Below are 17,215 nucleotides of genomic sequence, written 5' to 3' on the forward strand. Positions count from 1 at the left end.
TAGGCTCCCTCCGCTTTCCTACCGCTTGGGTGGCTCCCCCTCTCCCCATAATTCTCCATACAACTCTTTAGTACGGTGAAGACCTTAAACTTTCCGATACGCCAAGAGAACCGGCAAATGGCGCGGACAGCGCTTTTTAACGCCTCCCGACGACAAAAAAATCTCGCCATCTCCCACGCCCCCTCCAGTCGCTCCTTATCCTTTTTTGGCGCTTATCTTCGGTATCCCTTTGACTCAGACCGCCCTCCAGTTTCAGAATCCCCGCTTGCTCTCTTAACACGAAGGTTGCGTTTCATGAGCCCCGGTTGCTTTTTGAAACGTTGGATTTTTCTTCCAAACTATAGTCGATATCCCCTTCGCTTAGCAATAGGAAAGTCGGAAGAAGATGCACAACAAGGAACTCAAATTACCGCACCAGGCATCGGATCTTGACACCTCCAATTAGTTCTGTTGTCCGAATGATACTGGGCGGGATACCGGCGCTAATGCGCGCAATGCGCAACATGACTGAGCCAGCGGAATACCGTCGTCGCGAAAAAAACGCAACGCCGCCCCGGAGCGCATCTAGCGATAACGGGCGGCGGCGGCGGGACGCAGCATGCGCGAGACGGCCTACTTCAAAAACAGCTCGATGACCGGCACGCAGGCGGCCGGTTTTTTCACGGGCAGCTGCAGCGTCAGCGTTCCCGCTTTCCTTCCCTCGTTAAAGGCGCCAGCCTCCATCGTCATTTCCCGTTCGCCCTCGAGCATCCGGATTTCCGAGGCGTCGTTCAGCAGTTGGGCGTACTCGGCCAATCCCGCAAATCCGTATAGATGCAGATGCTTGAAAGGCCAGCTGAACAAGTGAATGTACAGCCGCTTTTTCTCGGGATGGAACGTATACCGACAGTCCGGCGGACAATAAAGCGATTCGGGAGCGGCGGTGCAGCCGTAAATCGATCGGCTGTGCAGCCGCATCCAGGCCCCGATCCCCTTCAGGCGGTCGACCGCTCGCTCGTCGATTTCCCCCCTTCCGTTAGGCCCGACGTTCAGGAGCAGGTTGCCGCCTTTAGCGACGGTATCGATCAGCATTTTGACCAGCGTGTCGACGCTTTTCCACGATTCCTCGTCGCGGTAATAGCCCCACGAGCCGCTGAACGTATGGCAAGCTTCCCATACGACGCGGCGACCGTTCACCTGAATCCATTCCCGCGGCTGATACTGCTCCGGCGTCGTAATGTCTCCCGGAATTTGCAGCCGGTCGTTAAGCAAAATATCGGGATGGAGCGACCGGATCGTCTCGACGAGCCGCTCGCTCTGCCATTCGTCTTTCCCCTTCCCGGCAAAGCCTTCCGCGGACGGAATGGAAAAGTCGAAGAACATCAGGTCGATCGGCCCGTACCCGGTCAGCAGTTCTTTCGTTTGTCCGTGCAGGTAGTCTACGTATCGGTGCCAGTCGCGCTCGCGGCTTTGCGCCGCGAATTCGGCATCGTAGCGCTGCGGGTGCTTGACGTCGACGGTGTAATGCGGGTGGTGCCAGTCGAGCAGCGAATAATAAAGGCCCGTCCTTAAGCCCCGTTCGCGAAAGGCGTCCAGCATCGGCCGCAGCACGTCCCTTCCGGCGGGCGTACGGGTCGCTTTGTATTCCGTCAATTGCGAGTCCCACAAGCAGAAGCCTTCATGGTGCTTGGCCGTCGCCACCATGTATTTCATGCCCGCGTCGCTGGCAAGCTGCGCCCATAAGCCGGGATCGTACAAATCGGGATCGAAGCGCTTGAAATAGGTTTCGTACTGCTCGTTGCTCAAAAACTCGCGCGAACGCATCCACTCGTGCCTCGCTCCGAGCGAGTACAGGCCCCAGTGGATGAACATGCCGAAACGGTCGTGCGTGTACCAGCTCGAATCCCCCGGGTAGGGGCTACCGTATCTTGCGGATTATCCAATCGGATTGTGGTCAAAAAGATCAGCCTCCTTCGAAGCGCGTTACGCCTCCAGCAAACCCTCTAGCCAAACAAGAAGAGAAACCCGTCCGAAGCCGCAACCCTAGCCGAACGGCATCGAACGGGGTGAAGCCGCTACCCAAGCCAAGCGGCCTCGAACGGGGCGAAGCCGCAACCCAAGCCAAGCGGCCTCGAACGGCGCGAAGCCTGCTTTCATTCGATCGTCTGCCACTATTGTCCCGCTTAGGGCTCGAACAACCAATCGAGCGTGTCCACGCCGGCCGAAGCGTCCGCATCCCGGGGCGACAGCGGCTCCTCCGCCGGGATGACGCCGGCGACGAGATAGGCGCCCGGCCCGAAATCGAGCGCATGGCGGCCTTCCTCGTAAAGAAATGCATGCACGTTGACCGAAGGATGGAAGAACACCTTCAATCCGTTTGCGATCACCGGCGCGAGTCCGCCGCGCGCGTCGGCGTGCGTGTTCACTTCCAGGCTGGGCACCTGAAGCCACTGGGAATCGCCCGAGCGGAAGTAGCCGATGAGGATGCGCGCGGGCTCCTTCAACTCGAGCTCGATTCGCATCCCCTCCTTGCTCGCGCGCTCGCGGGAGAACCGGATGCCGGTCAGCCCGGCCAGCTCTTCCGCGACGAAAGACGCGAACACGCCGCCGTCCGTAAACAGCCGTTCGTCCTTCCGCAGCGTATAGGTTTCGGCATCCGCCGACAGAAGCTCGAACGCCGCCTGCCGATACGGCGCGATCGCCGCCTGTCCCGCCGCGTCCGCGATCGCCTTCGGCAGCTTCCCCTCCCGAAGCTCCCGCAAACGGGCCGCGAAATTCGCGTACTGTACTCGGCCTCGTAGCGCGGCAGGCAATCCCGCCAGTGGCCGAATTTTTCGCCGTCGGGAAACGGCACCTTCCGCTGCGGCGTCTGCATGCTGTTCGCGTACAAATACGTGCGTTCCGTCAGCTCGGCGAGCTTCCGGTACGCTTCCAGGCTGCGCCGGAAATCCGGCTCCGCTTCCGCCAGCGCTTCGGCATGCTTCGCGAAGCCTCCTTCGGCCGCAAGCCGCTTGTACGCCAGGATGCGAATCGCCGCGCGAACCTTGTGCGTATAGGCTTGCGTCATCCAGGCGATCGCCTCGATATCGGACGCAAGCCGCCCGAACTCGTCCCGGCCGCGCTCGACGAACCGTTCCGCAGACCGGATCGCCCGGAGCGCCCGCTTCGCATGCTCGTCGGCGGCGTCCGCGATATCGGGCGGCGTTTCGCCGATATGCGGCTGCCCGTTCGCTTCGCGCTCGTCATAGACGTCGAGCCGCTCTCCCTGCGGCGCCTGATCCTCCCACAGCTCCCGCCACGGGCTGTAGCGGGCCGGATTGACGAGCTGGCTCATCGTCATGCCGAGGCTCATCGTCTGCCGGTTGCCTTCCGTAATGCCGAACCTCCGCAGCAGCTTCGGCGCGATTTCTCCCGCTTCCTCATAGGCGTCCAGAATCGCTTCCCCCGCCTCGCGGCTGCCGTAGCGCTCCTGCAGCCGCCCGATCCAGTACGAGCGCTCCAGCTTCGGGTCGCGGTCGGGATTCCAGGCGTAGCGGAACCATGCGGCAAACCAGATCCAGTCGCGGTCGATCTGCTTCAGCCTCGGGTTCGTTTTGTCCGGCGAATACGGCCAATCCCAGAAAAAGAGCGGATACAGATGGATACCGTTCGCGTGAAGCCGGTACTTGGCCGCCTGGACGGATTTTTGAATAAAATCGGGAGAACCGTAGCGGAACGGCTCCAAATTCGCCAATATGTGCACGTTGAACAAGTGGACGGAGCCGAGCGAGGCCAAATGCCGGTGCACGCCCTGCCATTTGCCGCGCGGCGTATACGTCGTCAGGGACTCGCCGTTGTACTTCGCCTCGGTGAACAAATTCGGGTATTGCGGAATCGCCTCGGCCATTACTTTTTCCGCGGGGATGGCGTGCGCCCGGACGATGATCGGCGGAGGCTCCTTGCGCCCCAACGACTTTAAGCCTTCCTTAACCCCGGCCAATATCGTTTCGTTGAACCATTCGACGCCGTAAACCGCTCCCTGCAGCGCCTCGCCCAGGCAAACCATCAATCCGACGTTCGGGTATTCGCGGATGAAGGCGGAGATGGAACGGATGTAATAGTCGCTCGTCAGCGGCAGCGGCTTCGGCTGATGAAGGTCGAGGCCGTGATGGCGCGCGAACGGCAACGGGATGTGAATGTTGTAAAATTTGAGCACGAGCCAGATGCCCCGGCGGTCGCATTCTTCGGCGAGCCAGCGGACCGTCTCGGCGTTCAGGCTGAACTCCTCCTCCGTCACTTCCAGCGCTTCGGGGTATTCCGCAAGCCGCACGAGCGAGGAAAACGGATGGCCGGACCAGACGTACACGACGTTGCAGCGATACTCGAACAGCCGGTCCAAATAGGCGAGCCACATCCCCCGGTCGTAAAACCACGGAAACCGGCCGGGCGTGATCGGGTACTCGTACGTTTGCCGGGGCGGCTCCAGCTTCGTCAGTTGCAAAGGCACGACGGGGCCGCGCAGCTTCATGGCCGGACCGTCTCCGTACGCGAGATTGCGCGGAAGCTGGCCCGCCTGCCCGATCCGGTCGGCCAGCTCCTGGCAGCCGTAGAGCGCGCCGGTATCGCCGCCTCCCGCGACCGCGATCAGCTCGCCGGGCAAGGAAGCGAGATAAAACCCTTCGGCGCCCGGCGGATCGGTATGGTACAGCAGCACGTCGCTTTCCTCCAGCTCGCGGAGAAACGGATGCTCCCCGCGGACGCCGACGACGATTTTCGGCCCCGGAATGCCGCGGTACGCCGCGAGCGTCCACGAGCCGTGCTCCCGGACCTCGCAGCCGATTCCTTGCAGCGAGCGCTTCAGCAGCTCCGCGCCGAAGCGCTCTCTTTTTCCCGCCGTTTCCGAGACGGACAAATGAACGGTTTTCATGACGGTACGATTCCCCCTGACGCTCGGTTGGGTCTATTCCTGCAAATATTTTTGGAAAATTTCCGTCGCTTCCCGAAGACCCGACTTTTCCAGATCGCTCAAATACCGGTTCCATTCGGCGTCCTTCGCGACGTCGACGATGCCCATGACGGCTTTCGTGGCGAACTGGTAGGCGATATCCTCCAGCGCGCTCATCGTCGTATTGACGACTTGCTGCTCTTCCTCGCTCAGCGGAGCGCTTTTCGGATCGACGTTGTAGATGCCGGCCAGTTCGTTCATCGCTTCCTGCTTTTTGGCGAACGTCGCGTCGGATTTCAGCACCTCTTCGCTTTGCTTGATAAACCAGTCGAACCCGTATTCCTCCGCGACCTTTTGCCGGTTCAACCCTTCCTTGTAAACGATATTGCCGTCCTTGCGCTCATAGGTAACGTTCTCGATGCCCATATGGTGGAACAGCTGCCCTTCCGGCGTCGCGCTCCATTCGATATATTCGAACAGCTTGTCGAGCTTCTCCGGCTGATCGGCCAGCTTGCTGCTGAAGATCGGCCCGAACAGCGCGAAGTTGGCCGGCTTGAACTCGAGCGCGGGCAAGTCGCCCGCCGTCGGCAGCGCGCGAGTATATTCCCACCGGCCGCCGGGAATGTCCGTCAGCGCGTACGCAGGATCGACGGTATGGCTCGCCCATTGGAAATCGAGCAGCACTTTGCCGGCTAGCCGCTTCGTCACCCACTGGTCCTGCGTCAACGTCGCGAACTCTTTTTCGATCAAGCCTTCCTTGTAAAGGCCGGCCAAATAGGCGAGCATGCTCCGGTGCTTATCCGTCGCCATGTTCCAGACGACCGCGCCGCCCGCGTCCGGGTCGTTCCAGAAGCCCCGCGTCTGCGCGTTGTTCGGATTGCGGAACGACTGGCGGAAGCCGTTCATCAAATTTTGGATGCCCGAGGTGCCGGTCCCGCCGCGCACGCCGATGCCGACCGATTCCGGGTACGCCTCCTTCAGCTTCCGCAGCGCTTCGCGCAGCTCATCGAGCGTCTTCGGAAACTCCGCGATGCCCGCCCGGTCGAAAGCGTCCTTGCGGAAAATCCACGTCATCGGATCGTTCGTCGCCAGGCTCGGCAGCATGTAAAGCTTCCCGTCCGTGCCGGCGAAATCGAGCATCATCGCCCAATCCTCGTCCGTGAACAGCTTCCGGTAATTCGGCAGCTTGTCGATGTAATCGCCGATCGGCAGCAGGTAGCCGGCCGACGCCCACTTTTTGACGCTGGACGGGCTGTTCATGTTCGGAATGAATTCCGGATATTCGCCGGAAGCGAACATGACGTTGTATTTTTCCAGGCCGGCCGAAAGCGGAATCGCTTCGAAGTCCCAGTCCATGCCGAACCGTTCCTCGACCTGCTTCACGTACTCGTTCGGGATTTCGTTCGGCGCGTATTTCGGCATGCCGGTTACCGAAATTTCGATCGCGGCCGGCGCGGACGATCCTGGAGCCGCGCTCCCGGAATCCGCCGGCTTGCCCGCGTCGTTCGAGCCGGCGCATCCGGCCATGAAAGTCGAAAGCATAAGCGTGCCCGCAAGCGCGCCCCGGGTCATTTGCGTACGGTCATTTTCTTCATCCCCCCGCATCGAATGATGCCGTTCCAAGCCCCGGCGCTCCAGAAAAGCAACGCCGGCTCCCGGGACGGCGAAAAAGCCGATCTAGCCTTTGAGCGAGCCGATCATCATCCCTTTGACGAAATACTTTTGGATAAAAGGGTAAACGGCCAGCATCGGCACGATCGAAACGATCAATGTGGCGTACTGCACGCTCTCCGGCGTCAGCCTGGTCCCGTAATCCTCGGCGAGCGCTGCGTTGCCCTGCGCGGCAAGCTGTTCGGCGAGCGTGTTTTGCAAAACGATCTCCCTTAAAATAAGCTGCAGCGGGTATTTGTCGTAGCTGCGGAAGTAAAGCATGGCGGAAAAATAGGAGTTCCAGTGCGACACCGCGTAAAAAAGCGCGATCGTCGCGACGCCCGCCATCGACAAGGGCAGCACGATCCGCAGCAGCGACTGCCATTCGCCGCAGCCGTCCAGCTTCGCGGCCTCCTCCAGCTCCGCCGGGAAATGGCGGAAAAACGAGATCATAATGATCAGCCACCAGGAGCTGATGAGCGCGGGGACGGTGACCGCCCACACCGTGTTCATCATGCCGAGCGACTTGACGAGCAAAAACTGCGGAATGAGCCCGCCGGTGAAAAACATCGGCAGCACCGCCATCGTCATGAAAAACGGACGAAACAGCAAATCCCGCTTGGCAAGCGCATAGGCGGCCGCCGTCGTGAACGCGACGTTCATCGCCGTGCCGACGGCCGTAATGACGACCGAATTCAGAAACGCCTTCGGAATATGGGCGTTTTCGAACAGAATCGTCCGATACGCCTCCAGGCTGAACGAGGACGGCAGAAGGCCGACCTTTCCGCGCACGATCGCGTCGGGATCGCTGAACGACACGGCGGCGATATGCACGAGCGGCAGCAGCGTCGCGAGCAGCACGAGGATCATCGTCAGGTGCACGACGGCGTCGAGCACCTTCGAACCGAATCCGGCGTCTTTTACCATAGGCTTTCGTCCGCCACCTTTCGGGCAATGGCGTTCGCCGTGACCAGAAACGCGATGTTGACGGCGGCATTGAACAGATCGACCGCGGCGCCGAAGCTGAAATCGAGCTCGATCAAGCCGCGACGGTACACGTAAGTCGAAAAGACGTCGGCCGTTTCGTAGGTGAGCGAGTTATACATCAAAATGATTTTTTCCGCGCCGACGCTGAGCACCCCCGACATGTTCAAAATGAGCGTGATGACGACGACCGGCTTGATCGCGGGCAGCGTGATGTGCCACATTTGCCGAAGCCGCGACGCTCCGTCGATGACGGCCGACTCGTATTGCTCGGCGTCCACTTTGGAGAGCGCGGCCAGGTAGATGACCGCACCCATCCCCATCCCCGTCCAAATGCCGGAGCCGACGAACAAAAACCGAAACCATTCGGGCATCGCGAAAAAGTAGATCGGTTCCAGACCGAACCTGGCGAGCAGCTGGTTGACGATCCCCGTGCTCGGCGACAGCGCGACCTTCATCATGCCGACGACGGCGACGATGGACAGAAAATACGGCAGGTAGCTTACGGTTTGCACGAAGCTTTTGTAGAAACGGCGCTTCAGCTCGTTCAGCAGCAGCGCGAATAGAATCGGCACCGGAAACCCGAACAGCAGCGAATAAAAGCCGAGCAAAAACGTATTCCGCAGCAAGCGGCCGAAATGCGGGCCGCCGATAAACGCCCGAAAGTGGTCGAGTCCCAGCGGGCCGGCCCACGGCGAATGCAGGATGTTGGCGAGAAAGCTCTGGCCTTCCTGCAGGCGGAAGTTTTTGAACGCGATCAGCACTCCGTACATCGGGACGTATGAAAACAAAATGAAGTAAGCGACGGCCGGCAGCAGCAGAAGCAGCAGCAGCCTTTGCTTTTTCGCTTTGCGCGCGATTCCCGCGAAGCCGAACGCGTTCGGCGCCGTCCGGAGCGCGCGCGGCGGGGCGGTGGCGTTATTCAATCGATGTCGACCTCCTCCTTGACGGCAGCCGTGCGGCGGCATCTCCGCGGCGTCTGCTTCGAATGTAATAGGGCAGGCTGAAAACGGAAAGGCAAAATGACAGCGCTATCATTTCAACCTTAGCCCCGTTTCTTCTCCGCCGTAAAGGATCAGTTGTTTCAGGGCACGCTTTTTTTTGCCGCGGCCCTTGAAGCCGCGCGGCGCCTGGCTTTTTTCCGCTGTCCGGGCGGGCGGCCGGACCTTTGATCGCAGGCGCGCATTCGTTCGCGGACGGCCTTCCGCGGCGGCCCCGCCCGCCGGACCGGCCATCGCCCGGGCCGGTCATCCTTCGAGCCGGGCCTCCTGCGCTTTCCGGAACGCCGTCGGCTGCGTGCCGAACGCCCGCTTGAACGCCCGGCGAAACGATTTGTCGCTTCCGTAACCGACGCGGACGGCGATCTCCCGGATCGCCAGCTCCGAATCGCGCAGCAGCCCGCAAGCCTGTTCCAGGCGGAGCCGCTCCAAATAGTCCGAAAACGTAGCCCCCATCTGCTCCTTGAAAAAGGTCGACACGTAGCTTTCCGACTGCTTGAATTCGCCCGCCAGCTCGCTCAGGCTCAAATTGCTGTCGTTGCAGCGGGCGGCGATATAAGCTTTCATCCGTTCGAACGTTTCCCGGTAGCGCTCGTTTTTTTGGTTTTCCAGATGCTCGCACAGCCGGAAAAAGGTTTGTTTCAGCTGCGCGAAGGCGTCCTCCCGTCCGCCCGTTTCCCCGGCGACGCCGTCCGGCTCGGCCGCGATCGGTTCCAAGCCCGAGCGGAACCGGATTTGTTCGGACAGCTTTTCGAGCGTGCCGCGCATCTCCTGCAGCAGCTGTTTCTTGCGGATCGGACTGAGCCGGCGCAGTTGAAAATTTTGATGCTCGAAGTGCTCGAACAGGCGGGCGAGCGCCTCCGTATCCCCCGACCGGACCGTATGGATCAGCTTCGTTTCCAAATCGAGCGGATAGTAGTAATGGTTCGAGTTGCGGCTGAACGAGTCATAGCGGGTAAGCTGCTGCGGCAACCCGGGCTCCTGGTAATCCAGCGCCTGGCACGCCTCGTTCCAGGATCGCCACAGGTCCATCGGACCGGCGTACGTCCGGCCGACTCCGATCGACGTCGGCGCTTCGCATTCGTGCAGCAGCCGCTCTTGAACGTTCCGAAGCCGCTCCTCCCACCCGCGCAAAAACGCTTCCCTTCCTTCGCTGCCGGCCGTCACGATCAGGGCAAGCGTCTCGCCGCCCGGATCGTGAACGTAGGCGCCGCCCTCCAGCGCCTCCTCCAGCGCGGCGCGCGCTTTCCGCTTCGTTTCCGGCAGCGGCGCGACGGAATCGGCCCGTTCGTCCGCGGAAAATTCGCCGCCGCGAAGCTTGACGGCGACGGCGAGCGCCGTCCCCTCGCGGAGCTCGAGCTCGCTGCCGGCCAGCCGCGCGTTCAACTCGTCCCGGCTGTTGAATCCCGATTTCAGCAGCCGCTCGAAAAAAGCCTCCTGCAGCAGCGGGAGCTGCCGATTCATCCGCACGTTGAGCCGCTGGTGGCTGTTTTTCATTTGGCTGACGGCCGACTTCAGCATTTCCATTTCGTTCGGCTTCCGCCGCCGCTCCTTGTCCCTGGCCCCGAAATCCTTGATCGATTCCAAAAGCTCCACGATCGGCTTGCTGTTCCGGTACGCGAACAGAAGCGCGATCACGCAGCCGGCGCTTCCGGCCAGAAGCAGAACGACGAGATTGATCCGCTTGATGTAGTCCGCCTTGGACAGGACGGTTTCGGCCGGAACGCCCGCCGCGTACGTCCACCCGTTCGTCGCGGAACGCGTGTTGCTGACGAACATGTTTTGGCCGTTCATTTTAAGGAATTGATACCGCGCCCGGTCCTCCGCTTCGAAAGCCACCGGCCGAACGGGTCCGGTCCCCCGGCTTGCCGAGGCGATGAGCCGGTTTTCCTCGTCCACGATGTAGGCGAACGATCCGGGCTGAACAAGCAGCCGGCTGAACATGGAGGCGACCGTCTTCTCCTCCATGAGAATGACGACCGCGCCGTCGATGCGGCTGCTGTAGCCGGGCGGCAGCGCCCCTACGTACGCGATGTAATTGCCGTCCGCACGCAGGCCGGCCACGTTTTCCAGGCGCGCGTACCGGTTGACGTCCCCCTCCCGAAGCGTCCGTTCCAGCCACAACCCGAGCGGCTCGGCGCCGATCCGCATCGGGTGCTCGGCCGCGCGCTCCACGTAGTCTTTGGATACGACCGACCCGCTTTTTCGCATATAGACGAAAACGTCCGAAAAATATTTATTCGTCGACAGCTTGCTCAGCTCGTTTTTCAGCTGGGAAAAACGGTAAATCGTATCGGCAGACCATTCCGGCCCCGCGTTCGACATCAGCATGAGCATGTCGGTGTTGAGCGAGACGAGCGAAACGACGTCGCGAATCTCCAGCAGCAGCTGGTTCATGTTTTGCTCGCTTTGCTGAAGCACGGCCGCATTCAAGGTGACCGCGTCCTCCCGCAGCACTTCGATCGTTCTTTCGTAAGCGTACAACCCGATCGACAGCGGAATGACGAGGATGAAAAAATAGGAAAGCAAAAACTTGGCGAACACTCTCCCTTTCCCGATCGCCACGACCGGTTTCGCGTAGATCATCGGCCTATCCCCCCGTTTACCGAGCGCAAGCGAATGCGGCGGATTCGCGCAGCCTTCGTGCAATCGCTTACATTTTAATTCGCTCTAATCGTACCGTTCCCTCCCTCCGCGGTCAAGAGAACGGGCCGGACCGGCCGCGCGCCGAAACAAATGGGTGCCGGACAAAAAATTGTACCCTGGCCGCTTGCGGATTCGCCTCTTTGCGCGTGAGCGGGCCCATCGAACGAAAAACCGGCCCGGACGGCGGATTCGCTCCGCCGTTCGAGCCGGTCCTCTGCCGGCAGCCGCGCGATTCGTCCGATCGCCCGGACGGCTCTATTTTTTCAAAATGCCCAAATACGCCTGCCAGGGCCCGACGTCGGCCCGGTATCGTTCCGCCATCACCCGAACGATCTGCGCGATATGCGTCAAATCGTGAACGACCCACGCGGAGAGAAGCTCCCGCAGCTTCACGGGGCCGAACTCGGGATGCATGCCGGTTAATTCGAGTCGCAAACCGGGATCGGCCAGCGATTTGAGCTTGGCGATATTTTGCGCCCGAATCGCTTTCAGCTCCGCCAGTTTCTCCCCGATCGGCCGGTTGGCGTCTTCCTTCAAGTGGGCGAACCGGTCGAACGGAGGAAACGGCTTGCGATCCCCTTCCCTCACGATCCATTCCAGCCGCGGCATCCAGTTCGTTTTTTCCGCTTCGATCAGATGGCCGATCACTTCGGAGACGTTCCACGTTCCTACGCCTTCGTTGCACTCCAGCCAGCCGTCCGATAATCCGGACAAAAAAGCTTCAAGCGTCGGCGGCGTACGCTCCAGCACTTCGATCGCTTCTTCCGGCTTCATCGTCAAATTCATCGCGCCGCTCCTTTCATCCGGGAACATCAAAATCGCGGGCGTTCGGCGGCAACTGCCGGACGCGCTTCAAATAGGCGGTTACGCGCCGGTCGTCCTCCTCGGGATACTCGAAGCCCAGATCCCCCGCGACGTGGACCGCCGTCCGGCGAAACAGCTCGCCCGCGGCAAAGAGCGCGTTCCAGACGCTCTCGTAGCTGCCGTCCGCATAGGTGGCCATCAGTGTCCGCCAGCTGGGCTCGGGCAAATAGTTTTCCAAATATTTTCCGTTTTTGCCCGCGCTGACGGCGAATCCCGTTCCGATGCCCGCTTGCCATTCCAGCATTTTGATTAGCATCGGCCGGACGTAACGGTTCAAATGCTCCTGCGCGTACAGCATCTCTTTGCGCCATAAGCCTTTGGCCACATAGGTCGACACCCACCAAAACTCGTTGCAGCAATCGGCGAACCATTCGGCGGTCGGACGTTTGACCCAATAGTCTTCGTCGGTCGGAGCCGGAAGCTCGGGAAACCGTCCGTCCTTGTCGAGCAGCACTTTCATCAGCTTGTCTTCCTTGCAGTAGGCTTCGACCTCTTCGACGGGAATGAGCGTCAGGTCGATCCGGTTGCCGTCGGCGAACAGCATCAGGTAAGAAAACCGCGCGCCGAGCTCCGGGGGAAACATGCACATATCCTCGGGCATCTGCAAAATGATCCGCTCCCCGAAAACGTCGATCCAGCCGGGGTTCCGCAAGTAGGATTCCATCTCCGTCACGTGGTAGGAAATATCGTAGTCCTGGAAAAGGTCCCGGGGCGCGTTCGGGTTCGTCCGCGATCCTTCCATCGTCACGGCACGGACGCGCTCGTCGCTTTTGGCATAATCGAGGATCAGGTCCAGCATTTCGTTTTCCGTTCGCATTTTCGATTCAACCTCCGTTTTTATTTTTTCGGGCGTTAGAAGGCGATTCGGAGGTCCACGGATGCGAGCCGCAAAAACGAAGGTTCGGGCCCGGCGTTACAACTTGTTCCACTTTTTCTTCATGCGCGCTCTCCCCTTTCCCTTTCAGAATACAAGACTCCCGTCGGAAGCACAATGCATGCCGGGGAGCGATTGCGGCGCAAGCCGCGCGGCGGCATGTCATGGCCGCCGGACGCGAAGATTGCCTTTTCCCGGAAACGCATGTATAATGACAAAGCAAACAAACGTTCTCATTCATCTTTTAACAACATTGGTTCGTTTTTGGAGGCATTATGAAAGGTTCGACTCATCTCGCCGTCGGCGCCGGCATCGGACTCGCGGCATCGCTCGTCTACCCGTTCCGGCCGGAAGACGCCCTGCTTTACGTCGCCGTATCCGCGTTTTCCGCGCTTGCCGCCGATCTCGACGGCAACAACCTGCTGAGCGCCAAGCTCGGCAAAGCGACCGGCTTTATCCGCGAATGCGCCTTGTGGGGAGGGGCCGCGGCCGTCGGTTACTTTGCCTGGTCTTATTTCGCCTGGGGCGTCCTATATCCGAAGCCCGCGGCCGCCGCGGTCGCCGCGCTGCTCCTGGGCCTGCTGATGAAGCAGGGCTTCATGCGCAATCTGCTCGTCAGCCTGATCGGAGTCGGACTCGTCTATTCGGGATGGAACGATTATCTATACGGGATGATGGGACTGGGCGTCTTCGTCGCCTGGGCGCCCTGGTTGAATCACCGGGGGCTGACGCACACCGTCTGGGCGGTCGTCGCCTGGGGCTTTATCGGGCGCGCCTTCGAGAATGAGCTGGGCATCCAGGGGCTGACCAACTTCGCGGTCGCGGGCTACGTTTCGCACTTGCTGCTGGATACGATGACGCCGAGCGGCGTCAAGCTGCTGTATCCGCTCACGAAGAAGACGTTCAAGGTTCCGTTTTGACGCCGACAAGCGCAGCTAGCCCTTTCGCTCCGAACAGCCGCCGGATTGCGGGTTTCCGGCGGTTTCGTTATGGCCGCTTTCGGCAGTGCGTTAAATCGTCACGCCTTTTCTGGTAGGATGTAGGAATAGAAGACGTTTCGAAAATCTCTTCCGCGGACACATTGCAAAGGCCGGTTTAATTACAAAAAATAGGTCTTGCCTTTAAGGAGGTAACATGAAAGATTGCCTTTCACCGAAAGAAGAAGCGTCGCTTAAAGTGAAACGGTGGCCGAAAAACACCATAGCGGCGGGGCGTCGTCATACCGTCGGGCTTAAATCTGACGGCACTTTGGTGGCTGCGGGCAATAATGAATCTGGCCAATGCAATGTAAACGACTGGAGCGAAATGGCGGCGGTTGCGGCGGGTTGCGCTCATACGCTCGGCCTTAAATCGGACGGCACGGTAGCGGCTGCGGGCGACAATGAATTTGGCCAATGCGATGTCAGGGGCTGGCGCGGCATCCGGCTGCCCGGCAACTAGTTTTTCGACGCGCCGACCGTCCCGAGCAAAAAACGGCAGACCAAGGCGCAACGCCTCGATCTGCCGTATCTTTTTTTACTGCTCGCTTCGTTGGACGCCAAGTCCGATCGTCACGATCTCGCAACCGCCGACGGCGAGCTGCAGCTTGCCCGGCTTATCCGTCTCGAGCGGTTGGACGCGCTCCTCCAAAATATTGCTCTTGTAAGCTTCCGCAACCGGGATATTCGCGTTCAATTCAAGCGATTCCGCTTCGCCGCTCAGGTTGTACCAGCGCAGCATAACGTCTCCCGTCGCCTCGCTAAGCTTGAGCGAGGAAAACGCCAGCTTGTCGCCCGACCAGCGCAGCGGCTCGTACACAGGCGCGACGGCGCCTTCGTGCAACCCGGTTTGGCGAACCGTCCACGGCACCTGGAACTGGTATGCACGCTCGTATGCGCCGGAGGCGACGCCGTCCCCGTCGTGCGGAATGAGCATAAGCCGTGCCATATGCTTGCCGAGGCATTGCGCCTCCGGCGTCGGGAACAGGCCCCAGTCGCCCAGCTCGCCGACCGAGCGCAGCAAGGTCACCGCGATCGTGTTGCGGCCGTCGCGCAAAACCTCGTATTCGTTCAGGCCGAGGTTGGCCACCGTAAGGCCGGCGCCGCTCTCCGCGACATCCGCGAACGCCTGCTGGTGCTGGGTATAACTCGGATTTTCCCACTCCGGCGCCGGAACGTTGTCCCGGACCGCCACCTCGAACATCGAGTCCGCGCGATGCAACGCCGCCGCAAGGTCCGTCGGAAACAGCATCCGGACGCGATGGTCCTTTGCGCGATTGTCGAGGGAGGATTCGATTTCCAGCCCCTTCGCCGACCGCTCGAGCGTAAGGACCGTGCGGATCGACAGCCGCACCGTCTCCTTCGAGCGGCCGCTTTTGCGGTGCGGATAGTACACCAGCTCCCGCTGCTCCGCCTCCAGCCGCTCGTCCGCCGAAGCCGGAATGTCCCAGTCGTGGACGATTTCAATGCGCGCGCGATATTCCGTATTTTCGACGACGGAAATGCGGGCCGGCAGCCCCTTCGTCGTTTGCGCCGGCACTCCGTCCGGCTGTTTGAACATGTACTCGTTGCCGATATCGCCGACATCCTCGTAAACGCCGAGATCGCGGAAGACGCGGCCCGTCGTTTTGTCGGTCAGCGCAAACGAGCCGTCGTCCGAAACTTCGGCTTTCAGGAAGCCGTTTTCGAGCACGCGTTCACCGGAAACGAGCGATGCCGGCGCCCCGGTTCCAGCGGCGGCCGATGAAGCGCCGGACGACGGGCGCAGCCATGCGTACGTTTTCCAGCCGAGCGCGGGAACGTCGGCCGCCTCGAACGTGAGCGCCACCCGCCGGCAAAAATACGGCTGCCGGAACTTGTCGTCCGGCAAATCGTAGCCGAACTGCAAGCCGAGATCCCGGACGGTGCAGGCGACCGCCGCGCCGTCCGCGTCGACAAGCGCCCGGCCGGACAGGTCGACCGCCTTCATGCGCTCGGCCGCTTCCTCGAGCGTATAGCCTTCGCGGAAGTACAGCCGCTCCGCGTCGAGCTCGATCGTGACGACGCCCGTGCGCGCCGTTCCCGTCGTATTGAACGCGACGACGGGCCGCGCCTCCGCGCCGAAGCGGGCGAAGCCGGACGTGTCGATCCGGTCCGCGATCGCGGAAGCGCTGGCGTCGGCGATGCTTTCCGCGACGTGGCGGCTTTTGTCGAAGCGGGTTACCATTTCGCGGTGCACCTCGTCGACGCTGCAGCCGCAAATGCTGTCGTGCGGATGGTTCTGCATCAGCGTTTTCCACGCGTACGTGAACAGGTGGTGCGGATAGCTCGCCCCGTGCAGGGACGCGATCGTCGCCAGCGGCTCCGCCACTTTTTCCAGCATCGCCTGGCCCAGCTGATTCATTTGCTTCAGATATACGCGCGCCGACGCGGTATTGACGAGCGTCCCCCAGCCGTCCGTGCGCTGGCTGCGCAGCTCGCCGTGCACCGAAGACAGCTCCCGATCGATCGAGCCTTCGAGCGCCCGGACATAATCGGGAAAATTCGAATGAACGAATTCCACGTCCGGGTACAGCCGCTTCGCCGTTTCGATCGCCTCCGGCAGATCGAGCTGGATCGGCTGATGATCGCAGCCGTTCATGAACAGCAGCTCGCCGGTGGACGCGTACTTTTCCGCATCCGCCAGCTTGCGCTCCCAGTACGCTTTCGCTTCCGCCTCGTCCGCGGGCACCTCGTTGCCGTTCGAATACCAGTTCGCGAACAAAATGCCGAGCACCTTCGAGCCGTCCGGGCCGACCCACAGCAATTCGGAAAACGAAGACTCGTAGCCGCCGTCGGACACGGTGTTGTTGAAGCCCGTCGGCTTGACGCCGCGCCCGAAAAACACGTTGCCGATTCCCGCCTGCCGCATCAGCTGGGGCGTCTGTCCCGTCAGGCCGAACGTGTCCGGGTAATAGCCGATTTTGGCCGGCTGGCCGTAGCGCCGCGCGTCCTGGTGGCCGATCTGCATATTGCGGACGTTGGCTTCGCCGCTTGTCAGGAACGCATCCTGCAAAATGTACCACGGCCCGATAATGAGCCGCCCTTCGCGGATGTAAGCCTCCAGCCGTTCCTTTTGCTCCGGACGAACCTGCAGGTAATCCTCCAAAATAATCGTCTGGCCGTCGAGATAAAAACTCCGGTACCCCGGGTCCCGGTCCAGCTTATCCAGCAGGACGTCGATCAGCTCGACGAGCCGGACGTGATGCTTCTCGTAGGGCAAGTACCACTCCCTGTCCCAGTGGGTGTGGGAGATGATGTGCGCCGTTTTTTTGGGGCTCATCTTGTCGTCTCCTTCCAT

General features: G+C 60.9%; 10 protein-coding genes and 2 pseudogenes. 2 read left to right on the plus strand and 10 right to left on the minus strand.

Features of this window, described 5'->3' with window-relative positions; translation table 11 throughout:
• Positions 1-612 precede the first annotated feature (612 nt).
• From JW799_RS23560 to JW799_RS23595, 9 genes and pseudogenes are all read right to left on the minus strand, one after another.
• A pseudogene (locus tag JW799_RS23560) lies at positions 613-1,866 on the minus strand (alpha-L-fucosidase); the annotation flags it as partial.
• A 296-nt stretch (positions 1,867-2,162) separates the two neighbouring features.
• Complete coding sequence (locus JW799_RS28965) at positions 2,163-2,582, minus strand: hypothetical protein (protein WP_240353393.1); 420 nt, start codon at positions 2,580-2,582, stop codon at positions 2,163-2,165.
• The gene (locus JW799_RS23565; RefSeq protein ID WP_240353394.1) at positions 2,543-4,885 is read right to left on the minus strand and encodes a hypothetical protein; all 2,343 of its coding nucleotides are present in this window, start codon (positions 4,883-4,885) and stop codon (positions 2,543-2,545) included. Before JW799_RS23565 ends, JW799_RS28965 begins: the two co-directional genes overlap by 40 nt.
• Positions 4,886-4,918: 33 nt before the next feature.
• Positions 4,919-6,526 carry an extracellular solute-binding protein gene (locus JW799_RS23570; RefSeq protein ID WP_205431967.1) on the minus strand — a complete coding sequence of 536 codons (1,608 nt, stop codon included), beginning with the start codon at positions 6,524-6,526 and terminating at the stop codon, positions 4,919-4,921.
• Positions 6,527-6,580: 54 nt separating this feature from the next.
• Positions 6,581-7,480, minus strand: a complete 900-nt coding sequence (locus tag JW799_RS23575) for a carbohydrate ABC transporter permease (protein ID WP_080839018.1) — start codon at positions 7,478-7,480, stop codon at positions 6,581-6,583.
• Positions 7,474-8,463: an ABC transporter permease gene (locus JW799_RS23580; RefSeq protein ID WP_240353395.1), complete on the minus strand. Its 990-nt coding sequence runs from the start codon at positions 8,461-8,463 to the stop codon at positions 7,474-7,476. Before JW799_RS23580 ends, JW799_RS23575 begins: the two co-directional genes overlap by 7 nt.
• Positions 8,464-8,784: 321 nt before the next feature.
• Positions 8,785-11,121, minus strand: a complete 2,337-nt coding sequence (locus JW799_RS23585; RefSeq protein WP_080839011.1) for a helix-turn-helix domain-containing protein — start codon at positions 11,119-11,121, stop codon at positions 8,785-8,787.
• A gap of 315 nt (positions 11,122-11,436) precedes the next feature.
• Positions 11,437-11,967 (minus strand): DinB family protein, encoded by a 531-nt coding sequence (locus JW799_RS23590; RefSeq protein ID WP_080839009.1) that lies wholly within the window; start codon positions 11,965-11,967, stop codon positions 11,437-11,439.
• Positions 11,968-11,980: 13 nt separating this feature from the next.
• On the minus strand, positions 11,981-12,862 hold the full coding sequence (locus JW799_RS23595; protein WP_080839007.1) for an aminoglycoside 6-adenylyltransferase: 882 nt from the start codon (positions 12,860-12,862) through the stop codon (positions 11,981-11,983).
• A gap of 332 nt (positions 12,863-13,194) precedes the next feature.
• On the opposite strand from JW799_RS23595, the gene JW799_RS23600 reads away from it, so the two are divergent.
• A complete protein-coding gene (locus tag JW799_RS23600; protein WP_205431969.1) occupies positions 13,195-13,839 on the plus strand; it encodes a metal-dependent hydrolase in 645 nt (214 codons plus the stop codon).
• A 280-nt stretch (positions 13,840-14,119) separates the two neighbouring features.
• Positions 14,120-14,359 (plus strand): annotated as a pseudogene (locus tag JW799_RS23605) (chromosome condensation regulator); the annotation flags it as partial.
• A gap of 75 nt (positions 14,360-14,434) precedes the next feature.
• Here the strand turns inward: JW799_RS23605 and JW799_RS23610 are convergent.
• The gene (locus tag JW799_RS23610; RefSeq protein WP_205431974.1) at positions 14,435-17,197 is read right to left on the minus strand and encodes an alpha-mannosidase; all 2,763 of its coding nucleotides are present in this window, start codon (positions 17,195-17,197) and stop codon (positions 14,435-14,437) included.
• Positions 17,198-17,215: the final 18 nt, after the last annotated feature.

Origin of the sequence: Cohnella algarum (genome assembly GCF_016937515.1) — a bacterium.
In the GTDB taxonomy this organism is placed as follows: Bacteria; Bacillota; Bacilli; order Paenibacillales; family Paenibacillaceae; genus Cohnella; species Cohnella algarum.